We start from the raw sequence: 16,223 nt of genomic DNA, 5'->3' as shown, positions 1-16,223 counted from the left end.
TTCTCTAAGGAGGAAAATGGGATGGGAATAAGGGGAGACTTAGTAAGTTTACCTCTATGGGAAGTTCTTCAACTTCTTTCCTCAGGAAGGAAAACAGGTAAATTTCAGGTTGAAGATGGAGAGAGAAAGGCTGAAGTATTTTTTAAAGAGGGTAGGATTGTATATGCGAAAACAGGACTTTTAGAAAATATGGATGCTCTATTAGATTTAGCATTATGGAATAAAGGAAATTTTATTTTCTTTCCTGAGGAGAAATCTTCTTTTTATACTTTAGATATTGATCCCTTTGAAGTATTAATAGGTGCCGCAAAATATATTGATCTTATGGATTATCTTGGTGAAGTAATATTATTACCTGTTAAAATTGAGGATTTATCTTTGGAAGAAGAGGTAGTGTGTTCCTCTTTTGATGGTTTAAAAACAGTAAGAGAGGTAGCTTATGAATCTTCATTGGGAAAGGTAAAAACTTTAGAGTTAGTTAAGAAACTAATTAAAGAAGAACGACTTTTAAGAATAAATGAGGATTTTTCATTATTTTGGTTATATATATTTTGGAGGTATTGGCTTCATGCCTTAAAAGAATTTCCTAAAATTGCAATAACTGAAAGAAATCTTAGAAGAGAGTGGCAAAATTTTTTGAATAAAAAAGAGGAAAAAGTAAAAGAAATCTTTAGAGATATAACCTCTCAAGAGAAAGTTTCTTGGCATTATTTTTATAGACATTTAAAAGAATTTACTCCTGATTCTATAGAAAAGTTTTCAAGAGAAGCTATAAATTTCCTCTTTTCTTTAGGCAGGACTAGAATAGATATGGTTCTTGATGCAGCAAAAATTTTTGAGTTTATCAATTTTATAGAAAATAATCTTAATCACATCTTTCTATTTGTTGGAAAATATGAAAATTTTGAAGAAGAGTTTTTTTCATGGTTTTTTGATGGAGAGAAAACTTTTAAACAAATTATTGATGAGTCAATCTTCGAGAGATCAAGAACCCAGAGTATTCTTGGGAAATTGTTAAGAGATAAAAAAATTGTTTCTTTTGAAGAAGACAAAAAGTTAGCTTTAATATTTACTTTTTGGAGATTTTGGATGGAAATTTATAATAGATTTAAGGGATTAAATATAAGTCAGAAATTAGAAGAATCATGGCAAGATTACATTGAAAATAATGTTCAAGAAGTTAAATATATTTTCGAGAATTTAGTGGGAAATTTAAAGCCTTATTGGCCATATTTTTATAAAAATTTAGGAAAGTATACTGAGGAGGAGATAAAAGGATTTATTAAAAATTCCGCAAATATAATTCGCAAAGTAGGAGAAGAAAACTTAGAATCTCAAGTCTTAGACAATATATGGAAGGAATCCTTAAATGTTCTTAGAAAATTTCCAATTTTTGAAAGTATTGAACTATTATATGAAAGAGAAAAAGGAAAGATTTAAATTATAGCATATTGCATTATCTTTTCCTGAGTAGCGTCCTTGCGGTTTAGTTCTGCTGTTATTCTTCCTTTTGATACTACGAGAATTCTATCAGAAAGAGCAAGAATCTCTGGAAGTTCAGATGATATAAGTATTATACCTATTCCTTCCTTTGCTAATTCTCCGATTAAATTATGAATTTCTGCTTTTGCTCCTACATCTATACCTCTTGTAGGTTCATCGAGAATAAGAATTTTGGGTTTTAATGCTAACCATTTTGCAACTACAACTTTTTGTTGATTTCCTCCAGAAAGATTATTAACTATTTGAAATATATGAGGAGTTCTTATTCTTAGTCTAGTTACAAACTCTTCTACTAACTTATATTCTTTTTTTAAGTTAATTATTCCCTTAGGAAAAATAAAGGGAATACTTGGGAGAGAGAGATTTTCATGGAGAGTCATATTAAGAATAAGTCCTTGTAATTTTCTATCCTCTGGAACTAAACCAATTCCTAACCTAACAGCATCTTTTGGAGAATTAATTTCAACTTTCTTTCCATCAAGATAAATTTCTCCTGAAATTTTAGTATCTGCACCAAAAAGAGCTCTTACAATTTCTGTTCTTCCAGATCCAACTAATCCAGCTATTCCTAAGATTTCCCCTTTTCTTAAATAGAAACTAACATTCTTTATAGCATGAGAAGAAAGATTTTTAACTTCAAGAATTATATTATCAGCACTTGAATCTATCCTTGATGATACTCGAATACTCCTTCCAACCATTAATCTTATTACTTCATCGATCTTGTTTTCTTCACAAGTAAGCTCTCCAACTCTTTGTCCATCTCTTAAGACTACGATTCGATCTGCTATCTGAAATACTTCTTCTAAACGATGAGTTATAAATATTACTGAAATGCCATCATTTTTTAGCTTTCTCATAATCTCAAATAATTTCGTGACTTCTTTTCCCGCTAATGCAGAAGTTGGTTCATCCATTATTATCAACTCTGACTTTAAAGCTAAAGCTTTTGCAATTTCTACCATTTGCTGTTGAGCAACCGTGAGATCTTTAACTAAAGTGTCTGGAGAGATATTTAGCCCAACCATTTCTAGTAATCTTTCTGATTCTTTAAAGGCTTTTTTAATATCAAAAACTTTAAGAAATTTACCCTTTCTAGGTTCATTTCCTAAAAATATATTAGTAGCTATATCCAAATTAGGAACTAAATTGAATTCCTGATAAATCATAGAAATACCTAACTTTTGAGCGTGATTAGGATTTTTAGGTTCTATTTCTTTACCTTTAAAAATAATTTTCCCTTCATCCTTATTATAGACACCTGTAAGTATTTTCATCAGTGTAGATTTTCCTGCGCCATTTTCACCCACTAAAGCTAAAATTTCTCCTTTGTATACTTCTAAGTCTACTTTAGATAAAGCTTGAACACCAGGAAAGGCTTTAGATATTTTTTCCATTTTTAATATTAATTCTTGTTCCATTTTGCCTCCTTGAAATTTTTTAAGGGGAGGAATAGCCTCCCCTTAATTTTACCAGCCTTGAACAGGTATTCCTAATTCATTTAATCTTTTCCTATATTGTTCTACTGTAAGAGCGGGAACACTTTTTATTAACTTAATGTATTTATCCGCAGCAACAACGTCTACTCCTGTATCTATAATTCTATTTGCTGGAAGTTCCTTTAAAGTTGCGTCAATACCTTTTGTTGCCATCTTAAATAATACTTCTACACTCTTATATCCCATCATATAGGGCCTTTGTCCAACAGTTGCAGAAATGACTCCTTCCTTTATAAGTTGCATATGTTCGGGAGTTGTATCGAAACAAACAATTAGTACTTGCCCTACCTTTCCAGCAGACTTTATTGCTTTTGCAGCTGCAGGTCCATTAAAGGCATAAACTCCAAAGAATCCTCTAAGATCTGGATAAGTAAGTAATGCTTGTTCCGCTAAGGTTACTGCTCTTCCAGTATCTTCAAAATCACAGAGGGCAGGTTTTGTTACTACAGTAATTCTTTTATTTCTTGCAATTCCATCCATGAATCCTTTCATTCTTTCTAAAGAGTTCATTGCTGTTAAAGATCCTGTTCCTATTGCTACCTTTCCACCCTTTACTCCTAATAAATCTGACATTACTTGTCCTGCAATCTTTCCTGCAGAGTAATTATCAGTACCAATATAGACTAATCTTTTACTTAAAGGTGCATCAGTGTCTAAAGTAATCACTGGTATTCCTTTAGCTAAAGCCTTTTCAATAGTTGGAGCAATTGCTGTTGGGTCAGAAGGAGCAACTGCAATTCCAGTAACTCCCATAGCTATGAAGGATTCCATTTGTGCAATTTGGGCAGGAATATCTTCTTTTAGAGGGACAAAAAACGTTGCTTTTATACCAAGATCTTGTGAGGCTTTTTTGACACCTAACTCAACTTCAGACCAATAAGGATGAACTGATTTTCCAATTACTGCTACATGAATTTCTTTGGAATAGCTTACGGAGAAAAATAAAGCAAAGGAACAAAGTAGAATGACTAAAATAAACTTTTTCATAAAGGTGACCCCCTTTTAATAATTTTAAGGAAATAAGTTAGAATTAATCTCACCTCCTTTTAAACTCTTCTTCTCTTTCTCCATATATCTAAAGTCACAGCAGTAACTATTACTAAACCCATGACTACATCATGCCAATAAGAGGATATTTCTAAAAGAATTAGTCCATTATATATAACACTCATAATTGCAGCTCCAATTAGAGTTCCTAGTATTGTTCCTTCGCCTCCTGAAAGAGAAGTTCCTCCAATTACTGCAGCAGCAATAGCACTTAACTCATATCCTCCTCCTACTCCTGCTTGTCCTTGACTTAGTCTTGAGGCTATTATTATTCCAGTTATCCCTGCTAAAAATGAACTGGAAACATAGGTGAATATTCTTCTTTTGTCTACATCAATACCTGATAATCTTGCTGCTTCGATATTTCCGCCTGTTGCGTAGAGTTGTCTTCCTAAGACACTATATTTTGTAATAAAAAAGGCTATAGATGCGAAGAAAATAAGGATAATTAGAGGGAAAGGTATTCCTAAGATATCTCCTTGTCCAATAAAGAAAAATTTCTCAGGTAGACCAATTATTGGCCATCCTTTTGTAATTACTGATGCTAATCCTCTCGCAGCGGTTAAAGTGCCAAGAGTGATTATAAAGGGAGGAACTTTAAGTTTAGTTACAAATAGGCCATGCCAAAGCCCAATAAGGGAAGAAAGTATTAGTACTATTAATATAGAAGTTGTTACACCTAATCCATTTTTCATGAATAAAGCTACAAGTACTCCTGTTAAAGCTACAAGAGAGCCTACAGATAAATCAATTCCTCCTCCAATAATAACGAGAGTTTCGCCGATGGCTAATAATCCGAAGATTGCTATCTGTCTTGCAATTATCTGGAGATTAAAGGAGCTTAAAAACCTTGGATTGATTATAGTTATTACTGTACTTAAAATTATAAGAGCGATGAGTATGTTTAATTCTCGAAAGTAAATACTTCGTCTTAAAACTCTTGAGTTTTTAATTTTCATCATCCCCTTCTTTTGCGCAACTGATTTTTAGATACCTTTAATTATAATATAACAAAAAATCATTCATGTAAATCTAAAAAAGAAATTTGAGATAAGAGTTTTGTTAATCCTGAGCTTTATTACCAATACTTTCTATACTTTTTACTTTTATACTCTTGCTTTTTTAAAAATTCTTCTTTAAAATTTATGAAAAATTTATGGGGGAAAATTATGAAAGATGAATTGGAAAAATTACGAGAAGAAATAGATGAGATTGATAAAAAAATATTGGAACTTATAAATAAAAGAGCAAATTTAGCCTTAAAAATTGGTGAGCTTAAAAAAGAGAATAATTTACTCCCCTTTGATCCTTTAAGAGAGAAAGAAATTCTCGAGAAATTAAAGAAATTAAACAATGGACCCCTTTCTTATTTTGCCATAGAAGAGATTTTCAAAGATATAATTAGTCATATAAGAGATTTAGAAAAGGAAATTAAAATCGGTTTTTTAGGGCCCGAGGGAACCTTTACTCATCAAGCTGCTATAAAATTTTTTGGTAAAGGCTCAAGATTTATTCCCCTTCCATCAGTAGAAAATATATTTCAATCCATGGAAAACAATGAAATTGATTATGGGGTTGTGCCTATAGAGAATTCTTTAGAAGGCACTGTAGGTACTACTATGGATCTTTTAGTAGAAACAACTCTTAAAGTAATTGGTGAAATATATTTACCTATACAGCATTGTCTTTTATCTTTACAAGATTCTCTAGATGAAATTGAGAGAGTATATTCTCATCCTCAAGCCTTGTCTCAGTGTAGAAAATGGTTAAAAGAGAATCTTCCAAGAGCTAAAGAAATTTCAACAAGTAGCACTACTTACGGTGCTTCTTTAGCGAAGGAAGATCCTAAAGGTGCAGCAATAGCAAGTTCTTTAGCTAGTGAGATTTTTGGTTTGAAGATATTGGCAAGAAATATTCAAGATAATTGGTATAATAGGACACGTTTTCTGGTTTTAGGAAGAGAAAAATTGAAGCCTTCTGGTAAAGACAAAACTTCTATTATTTTTACTGTTAAACATCAGGCAGGAGCTTTATTTAAGGCTTTAAAGCCTCTTTATGATTTTAATATCAATATGACCTTGATTCAGTCAAGACCAGTAAAGTCTTCTCCTTTTCAATATTTATTTTTCGTAGATTTTCAAGGACATCAGGAAGAAGATAGAGTTAAAAGAGCTTTAGAATTATTGAAAGAAGAATGTCTCTCTTTCAAAATTTTAGGTTCTTATCCTGAAGCAGAAAATGATTTCTGAGTTTATAATTTTTAAAAATTAGTCTATAAGGAGGAAAATAAAAGAAAATATGGAGAAGGTTGTTTTAGCTTATTCGGGAGGTTTAGACACATCTGTAGCTATAAAATGGTTAGGCCAGAAATACAATCTAAAGGTTATAACTTTAACAATAGATATAGGACAAAAAATAGATCTTAATGAAGTTAAAGAAAAAGCAGAGAAATTAGGGGTTGAAAAGGCATATGTATGGGATTTAAAGGAAGAATTTGTAGAAGAATATGTTCTTCCTGCTTTAAAAGCAAATGCTCTTTATGAAGGAGTTTACCCATTATCAACTGCTCTCTCTAGACCTTTAATTGCAAAATATTTAGTAAAAGTAGCAAGAGAAAATAATGCTAGATATGTAGCCCACGGTTGTACGGGAAAAGGAAATGATCAAGTAAGATTTGATATTGCTGTGAAATCTCTAGCACCTGATCTTGAGGTTATAGCTCCAGTAAGAGAGTGGAATTTTACTAGAGAAGAAGAGATAGAATATGCAAAAGAAAATAATATACCTGTTTCTGTATCAAAAGAAAATCCTTACAGCATAGATGAAAATCTTTGGGGAAGAAGTATTGAAGGAGGAATTCTTGAAGATCCATGGTTAGAACCTCCAGAAGATATTTTTCAATGGACAAAAATAAAACCAAATCTTCCTGTAAGATATATCGAAATATCCTTTGAAAAAGGAATTCCTGTGGAATTAGATGGGGAAAGAATGTCTCCTTTGAAAATAATAGAAAATCTTAATAAAATTGCAGGAGAATATGGGATAGGAAGAGTTGATCATATCGAGAATAGGTTAGTAGGAATAAAAACAAGAGAAATTTATGAAGTTCCAGCTGCTCTTGTTCTAATTAAAGCTCATTCTGCGATAGAGAGCTTAGTTCATCATAGAGAATTATCACACTTTAAGAGAATAGTCGAAGAGAAATATTCTCAAATTATTTATTACGGATTATGGTTTGATCCTTTAAGGGAAGCTCTACAAAGTTTTATTGAAAAAACTCAAGAGAGAGTCACAGGAAAAGTTAGAGTTAAATTTGGCTATGGGGCTTTTTCAATTGTTGGAAAGTATTCTCCCTACTCTTTGTATGATTATGATTTAGCGACTTATGATAAGAAAAGTACTTTTTCTAAAGAGTCTGCGGAAGGGTTTATTAAAATCTTTGGATTACCTTCTTATTTATATGCTAAAAAAGGAAATAAAAATAATTTTTGATTTTGATAAAATTTAGTTTTTAGTATATAATCCTTAGGAATAAAATGGATTTTAAGGGAGATTAAAAAGATGAAAAAAACGGAGGGTATATTAGTCTTAGAGACAGGACATAGTTTCATTGGAGAAAGTTTTGGTGCCGATGGGGAAAGTTATGGGGAAATTGTTTTTAATACAAGTATGGTTGGTTATCCTCAGGTTATTACTGATCCTTCTTATGCAAATCAAATAATTGTTTTTTCTTATCCTCTAATTGGAAATTATGGAATTGATGTTAAAAGACTAGAAAATGAAAAAATCTTTTGTAAAGGAGTTGTAGCAAGAGAGTTTAATGATTATAAGTTTCACTGGGATAGTCCTTTATCTTTAAAAGAATTTTTTTGTGAGCAAAATATCGTTGCTATTCATAAAGTTGATACAAGAAAGATTGTAAAAGAAATAAGAAAATTTGGAACAATGAAAGCAATTATTTCAACAATTGAAAAAGATCCTTTTGTTCTTGCTAAAAAATTAGAAAGACTTGATTTTAATTATTTAGATTTAGTAAGAAAAGTTACAACTTCTGTTCCTTATGAACTTAATCCTCAGGGAGAAAAGAGAATTGCTCTCTTAGATTTTGGAGTAAAGAGGGGAATAATAAGAGAACTTCTGAGATATAATTATAGAATAAAAATATTTCCTGCATGGAGCTCTTTTGAGGATATAAAAAATTTTAATCCTAATGGAATAGTTCTATCTAATGGACCAGGAGATCCCACAAATGTTCCATATACTCAAGAGACTATTAGGAAAATCCTTGCTTTAGAAAAACCTATATTAGGAATATGTCTTGGAATTCAATTATTAGCATTAAGTGTTGGTGCAAGAACTTATAAACTTAAATTTGGACATAGAGGGGCAAATCATCCTGTAAAGGATATAGAAACAGGAAAAGTTTATATAACTTCTCAAAATCATAGTTATGCAGTAAGAGAAGACACATTACCTTCTGGATTTGAAGTATGGTTTTATAACTTAAATGATGGAACTTTAGAAGGCATAAAGCATAATAGTCTTCCTCTATTAGCAGTTCAGTTTCATCCTGAGGCTTCTCCAGGTCCTCAGGATACTAAATTTATCTTTGAGGAGTTTAATAGTTTATTAAATTAAAAAGATAAGAGGGTGGAAGTGTGCCTAAGAAAAAAAATATTAATAAGGTTTTAGTTATAGGTTCAGGTCCTATAATAATAGGACAAGCAGCAGAATTTGATTATTCTGGTACTCAAGCTTGTAAAGCATTAAAGGAAGAAGGAATTGAAATAGTTTTGATAAACTCGAATCCAGCCACGATAATGACTGATTGGGAAATGGCAGATAGAATATATCTAGAACCTTTAATCCCAGAAGTTGTAGAAAGAATCTTAGAAAAAGAAAGACCTGATGGAATAATCGCTACGTTGGGGGGGCAAACAGGCTTAAACTTAGCTATGGAACTTGCATCTGCAGGAGTCTTAGATAGACTAGGAATTCCTCTCTTAGGTGCATCATTAGAATCTATTAATTTTGCAGAAGATAGGGAATTATTCAAGAAAAAGATGGAGGAAATTGGAGAACCTGTTTTAAAAAGTGTGATTGTTCATAATTTAGAAGAAGGGATAAATGCTATAGATGAGATTGGATTTCCTTTAGTTATAAGACCAGCATATACTCTAGGTGGTACAGGGGGAGGAATTGTTGAAAAAATTGAGGATTTTGAAAAAGCTTTATTGAGAAGTTTGAGTCTTAGCCCTGTAAAGCAAGCTCTTTTAGAGAAGAGTGTTGTAGGTTGGAAAGAGATAGAGTTTGAAGTAATGAGAGATTCTAAAGGAAATGTTATAACTATTTGTAGTATGGAAAACTTTGATCCAATGGGAATTCATACAGGAGATAGTATTGTTGTGGCTCCTACTCAAACTCTAAATGATTGTGAATATCAAATGTTAAGAACTGCATCTTTGAAAATTATATCAGGTTTAAAAGTTGAAGGTGGATGTAATATTCAATTTGCTTTAAATCCTAAAAATTTAGAGTACTATGTTATTGAAGTAAATCCAAGAGTAAGTAGATCTAGTGCCCTAGCTTCTAAGGCTACAGGTTTTCCTATTGCAAGGCTTACTGCAAAGATTGCCATAGGGTTGACTTTAGATGAAATCAAAAATCCTGTTACTAAAGAAACCTATGCAGCTTTTGAGCCGGCTCTTGATTATGTAGTAGTAAAAATTCCGCGCTGGGGTTTTGAAAAATTTAAAGTAGAAGATAGAAGTCTTGGCACCCAAATGCAAGCAACAGGAGAAGTAATGGCTTTAGGAAGAACTTTTGAAGAGGCCTTACTGAAAGCTATACGTTCTTTGGATTTAGAATTAGGCTTATTTTTTGATAAATTTTCCTATCTTTCCAATGAAGAAATAAAATATTATTTGAAAAAAGCGGATGATAGAAGACTTTTTCTTATAGCTGAAGGTTTTAAAAGAGGATTTACTGTGGAAGAAGTTTATGAACTTACGAAAATTGATCCCTTTTTCTTAAGCAAGATATATAATTTGATTGCATTATCTTTAAAATATAAAGGTAAATCTCTTTCAGAAATCACCCCAAAAGAATTAAAATTTTTAAAAAGTTTAGGATTAGGAGATTATGATCTTTCATGCATTCTTAATGCTTCAAAAGAAGAAATATTCCAATATAGAAAGATTCATAAGATATTTCCTGTTTATAAAATAGTTGATACTTGTGCTGCTGAATTCTCTGCTCAAACTCCTTATTATTATTCTACGTATGAAGAAGAAAATGAAGTTGTTAAAAATCCTCAGAGGTCGGTAGTAGTCTTAGGTAGCGGACCTATAAGAATTGGACAAGGAATAGAATTTGATTATTGTACTGTTCAGGCAGTAAAATCCATAAAAGAGGAAGGCCTTGTTTCAGTTATGATAAATAATAATCCAGAGACTCTTAGTACAGATTTTGATGTATCTGATAGGCTTTACTTTGAACCTTTAACCTCAGAAGATGTTACAAATGTTATGGAAGAAGAAGAACCTTTAGGTTTTCTTTCTCAGTTTGGGGGGCAGACTGCTATAAACCTATCAAAGACCTTAGTAAAGAGAGGTTTCTATCTATTAGGGACATCTCAAGAAAGTATCGATCTTGCAGAAGACAGAGAAAAATTTGACAGGGTTCTTCAAAAATTAAAAATACCAAGACCTAAAGGTTTTTATGTTAGAAGTTTTATTGAAGCAAAAGAGGTCGTAAAAGACATTGGTTTTCCTGTGCTTTTAAGACCATCCTACGTATTAGGTGGAAGAGCAATGCATATAATAGATAATATTGAAGAATTGGAAAATTATTTCAAAAGACGAGATTTAATATTGCCTCTTTGGATGGACCAATTTGTATTGGGAAAGGAAGCAGAAGTAGACCTTCTTTGTGATGGAGAAGATGTTTTTATTCCTGGAATTATGGAACATATCGAAAGGGCTGGAATTCACTCGGGAGATAGTATTGCTGTTTATCCTCCATATTCCTTATCTTTTAAAACCCAAGAAAAGATTATAGAATATTCAAAAAAGATAGCATTAGCTTTAAAAGTTAGAGGTCTTTTAAATATTCAGTTTGTAATTGATAAAAATGAGAACGTTTTTGTACTTGAGGCAAATCCAAGAGCATCAAGAACAGTGCCCTTTTTAAGCAAAGCTTTAAAATTACCCTTAGTAAAATGGGCTACTAAAATTTCTCTTGGATATAAACTTAAAGATTTTGGAATAGAAAGTGAAGTATATCCTATGCCTAAGCATTTTGCGGTTAAAGCGCCAGTTTTCTCTTTTACTAAGATAAAGTCTGCAGAAGTAGAGCTAGGTCCAGAGATGAGATCTACAGGTGAGGTAATGGGAATAGACTATACTTGGGAAAAGGCCTTATATAAGGCATTGCTTGCTAGCGGAATAAAAATTCCATTATATAACGGTAAAATTTTGATTACTACTTATTTTGATGCTCCTTGGGATTATCTATTAAAAAGAAATTTTGAGCTTTACTCTATAGATAAATCTGAAAGTAATATTTTTCTACCTTTGAATATTGAAAAAGATGAAATTTTTACATTGACTAAGAAAAAATTTGATCTCGTAGTTAGCATTGGTAAAAATGATAAAGCATGGAGAAGGGCATGTTATGATCTTGGAATATCTTGTATTGTTTCAGAGGATACTTTTAATGCAATTATAAAAATGTTAATGAACATAGATGAAGAGATAGATTATAGAGCTTTACAAGATTATTTTGAGGAGCAAAAAGATGTCCTTGTGGGGAAATCGATGGAAACAGCCCTTAGACAAAACTTTTGAAGAATTTTCTTTCTCTTTATCTTTTGACAAAAGATTATGGAAAGAGGATCTTGTGGGAACTTGTGCTCATTTATTGACTTTAAAAAAAATAGGAATAATTAAGGAAGAAGAATGGAAAGTAATAAAAGATGGTATTTTAGAATTGGAAAGACAAATTTCAAATGATTTAGATATAATTCAAGGAGCAGAAGATATTCATACTTTTATAGAAGAAAATCTTACTAAAATTGCTGGAGACTTTGGAAAAAAAATTCATACAGGAAGAAGTAGAAACGACCAAATAGTTCTAGATTTAAAACTATATTTAAAAAAGGAAGCTTGTGAAATTGCAGATTTGCTTATTTCTTTAATGGCTGAACTGTTAAAACTTTCTGAATCATATGTTAGTACTCCAATGCCTGGATATACTCATCTTCAACATGCTCAACCTGTTACTTTAGGGCACTACTTCTTAGCATATTACGAAATGTTTCAAAGAGATTTAGAAAGACTTGAAGATTGTTATAAAAGAATAGATGTATTACCTCTAGGATGTGGAGCTCTAGCAGGAAGTAATATTCCTCTAGATAGAGAATTTACTGCTAAACTTCTTGGATTCTCAAAGATTGCTGAAAATAGTCTTGATGCGGTATCAGATAGAGATTTTGTAATGGAATTTTTGTTTTTTATTACTACAACCTTTTTACATCTTTCTAGACTTTCTGAGGAAATTATTTTGTGGGCAACAAAGGAATTTTCTTTTGTTGATTTACCTGAGGAATATTCTACAGGAAGTAGTATGATGCCTCACAAAAGAAATCCAGACTTAGCAGAACAAACAAGAGGAAAAGCAGGAAGGATTTTGGGTGATTTATTTAAAATAATGGCAATTCTTAAGGGTATACCTTTAAGTTATAACAAAGATTTACAAGAGGATAAAGAACCAGTTTTTGATGCTATTGATCAATTAAAATTAACTCTTAGGGTTTGGATAGGATTTTTACCAAAATTAAAGTTTAAAAAAGAAAGAATGCATGAATTAGCAAAAAATTCCCTTCTCTTCTCTACTGATATTGCAGAGTATCTAGTTATGAAAGGAATTCCTTTTAGAGAAGCTCATAAAATAGTTGGAGAAATTGTAAAATATTGCGAAGAAATGGGAAAAAATTTAGAAAATCTAACATTAGAAGAATGGAAGAAGTTTTCTTCTTTATTTGCTGATGATATTTTGGAGATTTTCTCTCCTGAGAAGAGTATAAATTCTAAAAAAACCTTAGGAAGTCCTAATCCTTTATTTAATAAAGAACTTATAGATAAAAAATTTGGTTATATAAAAGAGCAAAAGTTTCAATGGAATAGCAAGAAAAATTCTCTTCCTACTCTAGAGAAATTAATAAATCTATAATCTTTAAAAGGAGGGATTTTATAATATGAATGCAAGAAAAATTTCTCTATGTGCAATGGGTATTGTATTTATGATCATAGGAAGTTATCTAAGTATAAATCTTCCTTTTACTAGAGTACCTTTTACTTTACAAGTTTTTTTCCTTTTCATTATAGGTTTATTATTCAATCCTAAAGAAAGCTTTTTTATTATCTTAGGTTATCTTGTCTTGGGAATGATTGGCTTTCCTGTTTTTGCGGGAGGAAAGGGAGGGATAAATGTTCTTTTTGGGCCGACAGGAGGTTATTTATGGGGTTTTTTAATTGCTAGTCCTATTATTTCCTTTATTTCCAAAAAAGGAGAGAAAATGAAAATTTTAGGAATAGTTTTGGGATTACTGATTATTTATCTTTTAGGAAGTATTTGGCTAATGTATTCCTTAAAAATTAATTATTCAAAAGCATTATCCCTAGGAGTTTTTCCCTTTATTCCTTTTGATCTGATAAAAGGAATTTTAGCTATTATTATTTCCAAGTATTTAACTAAATTTAAGATAGAAACTCTTTTATAGGAATAAGTTTTGAATATTCATATAAAATTCCCATAGCTTTGTTTCTAGCTTCGATTCCTGCTTCCTCCACTGCAGCTAAAGGATTTAAGCCTCCAGCAATAACTAAACCAACTTTTTCAGAAGCAACAGGAATTCCTAATATCTCTTGGTTTGGTCTTCCTAACAATATATTTCCTTGAAATCCTATTTTTCTAATTTCTTTTAATACTTCTTCAACTTTACTAAGGGCAATAGAGGGAATTTCTCTTAGTGTTGCTAAAATTTTTCCACTCCCATTTTTAACTGCAGACAAGATAGAGGTCATTTTACTTCTAATAAAAATTTCTAAAGGATCTAAGGTTGTTCCTTCATAGGTTATTATCTCTAGAAATCTTGTAGGATTTCTATCCTTAATTTCTAATATACCTGCGAATTTTGCTTCTACAGGAATTCCTTGTTTAATTAAAATTCCATGAATAGTTACACTACAAACTGTTCCGATAATTACTTCTTTTTCGGGGACAATAATTCCTGGAAATATTTCTTCATCTTCTTTTTCAAAGACTATAATTCTATCACTTATTCCGTATCCTTTATTGAACACTTCTTTCATTATATTTAATGCTTTTTTTAATTTACCTCGAGGAATGTAGGAGATATTTAATATAACATCCCCCTTCCCTGTATCTATGTTTAGAGAGGTTCGAAAAGCTAAACTTGATATTTTACTTATTATGAATCCAATTTTATCTGCTACTAAGGCATTATTTAACTCTTCTCTTCCTTTATTGGTGATTACTCTTCCTTCTTTTCCTATCACTTTTGTTAATCCTCTTTCGTCCATTATTCTTAAATGATAACGAACTCCTCTTTCCGAAAGATTAATTCCCTTTTCCAATAATTTATTGGAAATGTAGGTTGCACCTACGGGTTCATGAGAAGAATTAAGAATTTCTAGTATTGCTATTACTTTTCTTTCTATATCCTTATTCATCAGTTTTCCAAAAGTTACAGCCTTCAGTGAATATAAGGAGAAGGAAATGGAAAAATCCAGTCTTCCTCGTCATGATATAGCCATCCTTGTTGATGTAAAAACATTTTCGTTAAAGATGCTAGAAATTCTGCTAAAATTAAGAAATCATCCTCTTCAAATTCTTCGCCTAATTCTTCCTTTAATTTTGGAGACAGAGTAATCTTATCAATATAATTTTCTAAAGCAGTATAATAAAGAGAAATTAACTTTTCTTCCCAATCAAATTTATTTCCTGAATACTTTGGCAAGGCTACCTCCTTTATTCTCTTTCCCTTCTTAAATTTATATTAACTGAAGAATCTTCTAATACCCAGCGAAGGATATATATCATTTTTTGAGCCACTTCTCTTCTTATAAATTCAGGACCAAAACTATCTAACAATTTAGAATGTCTGTAATCGCTTAATTCTTGAATTAATTGTCTAATCTCTTCTGGCTTTCTCATTTTTTTCGATTCTACCTCCTTTATATCTTTATATATTTTACCCGATAAGTTTAGCATAGTTTATTTTTTCAAGCAAGTTTGTGTTAAAATTTAATTGATAATTCTTCTTTTTAGGAGGATAAAGTCATGGAATTAGTTTGGAGTAGTTATACTTTTTTAAATCTACCCTTAGAGGAAGAAGTTTTAATATCTAAAGAATTTTGTAGATTTATAGAATTAGATGAGGAAAAAATCAAAATATTTTTAAAGGAAAAGACTATTGATGAATTAAAAAGGATTTTGGAGGAAAATTCTTTAAAGCCTGTTTTGATAAATCATAATATTAGATTGGATGTTGAATCCTTTAATGAATATAAATGGAGAGAACTTATAGATCTAAGTTTAAAATTGGATATACCCTTTTTATTGATAAATCCTGGGAGAAAGCCTGAATGGCTAAGTTTTAATATTGCGTCTTCTGCTTTTTCTCAAAATTTAAAAAAGCTATTATCTATTTTACCCAATAATATTACTTTAACTCTTAGAATAGATGCATTTTCTTTGATAAATACCTTTGGAAAAGCCTGGAAAATTCTTAGAGAAGTTCATAGTTTAACTTTTCTTCTTGATACTTTCCATTTTTATATTTCTAACGAGGAAATGGATGTCTTTAAAGATAAAGATTTATCGAAAATTATGTTTGTACATTTGAAAGATGCTGAAAATATACCACGATACTACTTAAAAGAGTCTAATCAAATTCTTCCTGGCGATGGAGTAATTCCTCTAACAAATCTTTTACTTCAGCTTAAAGAGAATGGATTTAATAATTTTATAGTTCCTGAGATAAGGAGATTAGAATATGAAAAATTAGACCCAAGAGAATTTTCTAAAATATTGTTTATGAAAACAAAGAATATCCTATCTTTTGTTTTTTAATCTATGTTATAATTTTAT

The 16,223-nt window shown here is 31.0% G+C and carries 14 protein-coding genes; 8 read left to right on the top strand and 6 right to left on the bottom strand.

Annotation, left to right across the window (positions count from 1 at the left end; translation table 11 throughout):
• The first annotated feature begins 21 nt into the window (after positions 1-21).
• A complete protein-coding gene (locus NZ841_00770) occupies positions 22-1,440 on the top strand; it encodes a DUF4388 domain-containing protein (GenBank protein MCS7201299.1) in 1,419 nt (472 codons plus the stop codon).
• On the opposite strand, the gene NZ841_00765 is transcribed toward NZ841_00770, so the two are convergent.
• Genes NZ841_00765 through NZ841_00755 form a run of 3 tightly spaced genes read right to left on the bottom strand, consistent with a single transcriptional unit; the run spans position 1,437 to position 5,011 of the window.
• Positions 1,437-2,924: a sugar ABC transporter ATP-binding protein gene (locus tag NZ841_00765; protein MCS7201298.1), complete on the bottom strand. Its 1,488-nt coding sequence runs from the start codon at positions 2,922-2,924 to the stop codon at positions 1,437-1,439. The two genes, NZ841_00770 and NZ841_00765, sit on opposite strands and share 4 nt — an antisense overlap.
• Before the next feature lie 48 nt (positions 2,925-2,972).
• Positions 2,973-3,989, bottom strand: coding sequence for a sugar-binding protein (locus tag NZ841_00760; GenBank protein MCS7201297.1), 1,017 nt, complete (start codon positions 3,987-3,989; stop codon positions 2,973-2,975).
• 59 nt (positions 3,990-4,048) lie between these two features.
• Positions 4,049-5,011, bottom strand: a complete 963-nt coding sequence (locus NZ841_00755) for an ABC transporter permease (protein MCS7201296.1) — start codon at positions 5,009-5,011, stop codon at positions 4,049-4,051.
• Positions 5,012-5,218: 207 nt separating this feature from the next.
• Here NZ841_00755 and pheA point away from each other — a divergent pair, with 207 nt between their 5' ends.
• From pheA to NZ841_00725, 6 genes are all read left to right on the top strand, one after another.
• Complete coding sequence (gene pheA, locus NZ841_00750) at positions 5,219-6,298, top strand: prephenate dehydratase (protein MCS7201295.1); 1,080 nt, start codon at positions 5,219-5,221, stop codon at positions 6,296-6,298.
• Between the two features lie 49 nt (positions 6,299-6,347).
• Positions 6,348-7,541 (top strand): argininosuccinate synthase, encoded by a 1,194-nt coding sequence (locus tag NZ841_00745; protein MCS7201294.1) that lies wholly within the window; start codon positions 6,348-6,350, stop codon positions 7,539-7,541.
• Between the two features lie 69 nt (positions 7,542-7,610).
• Positions 7,611-8,687, top strand: coding sequence for a glutamine-hydrolyzing carbamoyl-phosphate synthase small subunit (gene carA / locus NZ841_00740; protein ID MCS7201293.1), 1,077 nt, complete (start codon positions 7,611-7,613; stop codon positions 8,685-8,687).
• Between the two features lie 20 nt (positions 8,688-8,707).
• Positions 8,708-11,896 (top strand): carbamoyl-phosphate synthase (glutamine-hydrolyzing) large subunit, encoded by a 3,189-nt coding sequence (gene carB, locus NZ841_00735; GenBank protein MCS7201292.1) that lies wholly within the window; start codon positions 8,708-8,710, stop codon positions 11,894-11,896.
• Positions 11,847-13,280, top strand: coding sequence for an argininosuccinate lyase (gene argH, locus NZ841_00730; GenBank protein MCS7201291.1), 1,434 nt, complete (start codon positions 11,847-11,849; stop codon positions 13,278-13,280). The genes carB and argH overlap by 50 nt, the downstream gene beginning before the upstream one ends.
• A gap of 25 nt (positions 13,281-13,305) precedes the next feature.
• Positions 13,306-13,830 (top strand): biotin transporter BioY, encoded by a 525-nt coding sequence (locus tag NZ841_00725; GenBank protein ID MCS7201290.1) that lies wholly within the window; start codon positions 13,306-13,308, stop codon positions 13,828-13,830.
• Here the strand turns inward: NZ841_00725 and NZ841_00720 are convergent.
• The 3 genes from NZ841_00720 to NZ841_00710 are packed head-to-tail and all read right to left on the bottom strand — an operon-like array spanning position 13,808 to position 15,287.
• Positions 13,808-14,803: an NrpR regulatory domain-containing protein gene (locus tag NZ841_00720; protein MCS7201289.1), complete on the bottom strand. Its 996-nt coding sequence runs from the start codon at positions 14,801-14,803 to the stop codon at positions 13,808-13,810. The genes NZ841_00725 and NZ841_00720 overlap by 23 nt on opposite strands.
• 23 nt (positions 14,804-14,826) lie before the next feature.
• The gene (locus NZ841_00715) at positions 14,827-15,090 is read right to left on the bottom strand and encodes a hypothetical protein (GenBank protein ID MCS7201288.1); all 264 of its coding nucleotides are present in this window, start codon (positions 15,088-15,090) and stop codon (positions 14,827-14,829) included.
• A gap of 11 nt (positions 15,091-15,101) precedes the next feature.
• The gene (locus tag NZ841_00710) at positions 15,102-15,287 is read right to left on the bottom strand and encodes a hypothetical protein (protein MCS7201287.1); all 186 of its coding nucleotides are present in this window, start codon (positions 15,285-15,287) and stop codon (positions 15,102-15,104) included.
• A gap of 126 nt (positions 15,288-15,413) precedes the next feature.
• On the opposite strand from NZ841_00710, the gene NZ841_00705 reads away from it, so the two are divergent.
• Entirely contained in the window at positions 15,414-16,205 is a 792-nt protein-coding gene (locus NZ841_00705) for a sugar phosphate isomerase/epimerase (GenBank protein MCS7201286.1), read from the top strand.
• Positions 16,206-16,223 lie beyond the last annotated feature (18 nt).

This window comes from Dictyoglomus sp. (assembly GCA_025060475.1).
Classification (GTDB): Bacteria; Dictyoglomota; Dictyoglomia; order Dictyoglomales; family Dictyoglomaceae; genus NZ13-RE01.
Note: the sequence above shows the minus strand (reverse complement) of the source record. Positions and strands in the feature narration are given on the sequence as shown.

Bases quoted from the DNA above. Each gene is read 5' to 3' on its own strand.
- NZ841_00745 (MCS7201294.1), top strand. From the start codon at position 6,348: ATGGAGAAGGTTGTTTTAGCTTATTCGGGAGGTTTAGACACATCTGTA.
- NZ841_00725 (MCS7201290.1), top strand. From the start codon at position 13,306: ATGAATGCAAGAAAAATTTCTCTATGTGCAATGGGTATTGTATTTATG.
- argH (MCS7201291.1), top strand. From the start codon at position 11,847: ATGTCCTTGTGGGGAAATCGATGGAAACAGCCCTTAGACAAAACTTTT.
- NZ841_00705 (MCS7201286.1), top strand. From the start codon at position 15,414: ATGGAATTAGTTTGGAGTAGTTATACTTTTTTAAATCTACCCTTAGAG.
- NZ841_00720 (MCS7201289.1), bottom strand. From the start codon at position 14,803: ATGAATAAGGATATAGAAAGAAAAGTAATAGCAATACTAGAAATTCTT.
- NZ841_00765 (MCS7201298.1), bottom strand. From the start codon at position 2,924: ATGGAACAAGAATTAATATTAAAAATGGAAAAAATATCTAAAGCCTTT.
- NZ841_00770 (MCS7201299.1), top strand. From the start codon at position 22: ATGGGAATAAGGGGAGACTTAGTAAGTTTACCTCTATGGGAAGTTCTT.
- carA (MCS7201293.1), top strand. From the start codon at position 7,611: ATGAAAAAAACGGAGGGTATATTAGTCTTAGAGACAGGACATAGTTTC.
- NZ841_00760 (MCS7201297.1), bottom strand. From the start codon at position 3,989: ATGAAAAAGTTTATTTTAGTCATTCTACTTTGTTCCTTTGCTTTATTT.
- NZ841_00755 (MCS7201296.1), bottom strand. From the start codon at position 5,011: ATGATGAAAATTAAAAACTCAAGAGTTTTAAGACGAAGTATTTACTTT.
- NZ841_00710 (MCS7201287.1), bottom strand. From the start codon at position 15,287: ATGAGAAAGCCAGAAGAGATTAGACAATTAATTCAAGAATTAAGCGAT.
- pheA (MCS7201295.1), top strand. From the start codon at position 5,219: ATGAAAGATGAATTGGAAAAATTACGAGAAGAAATAGATGAGATTGAT.